We start from the raw sequence: 555 nt of genomic DNA on the forward strand, positions 1-555 counted from the left end.
CTGGTGGTCGGCATAGGTTTCGCGGGCGGCGCGGGTCGAGTCGAGCCCGGACACCTCGCTGACGGGCACGTCCCACCAGGCCGAGCCGGGCGGGTTCGGACCGGTCGGATCGGTCTCGACGTGTACGACGGTGGCGCGGGTATTGGCCCGGGCCTTGGCGATCGCCTCACGGAACTCCGCCACCCCGCTCGCGCGTATGACCTCGGCGCCGAGACTGGCGGCGTTCGCCGCCAGATCCACCGGCAGCACCTCGCCGTCGAGCAGCCCGGATTCGTCGTCGCGGTACCGGTATTCGGTGCCGAAGCGCTGGGAGCCCAGGGACTCCGAGAGCGATCCGATCGAGGCGAAGCCGTGGTTTTGGACGATCACGATGATCACCTTGAGGCCTTCGGAGATCATGGTCGTGATCTCGGAGGACAGCATCAGGTAGGAACCGTCGCCGACCAGGACCACGACCTCGCGGTCGGGCGCGGCCATTTTGGTGCCGACTCCGGCGGCGATCTCAAAGCCCATGCACGAGTAGGCGTATTCGACGTTGTAGGCCTTCGGATCGCG

Annotated in this window: 1 protein-coding gene; it reads right to left on the bottom strand. The window is 67.6% G+C overall.

Annotated elements, in window-relative coordinates:
* A partial coding sequence (locus FAB82_RS08900; protein WP_246039533.1) for a thiamine pyrophosphate-dependent enzyme occupies window positions 1–555 on the bottom strand: 555 nt, incomplete at both ends.

The organism is Glycomyces buryatensis (genome assembly GCF_004912275.1).
GTDB lineage: Bacteria > Actinomycetota > Actinomycetes > Mycobacteriales > Micromonosporaceae > Glycomyces > Glycomyces buryatensis.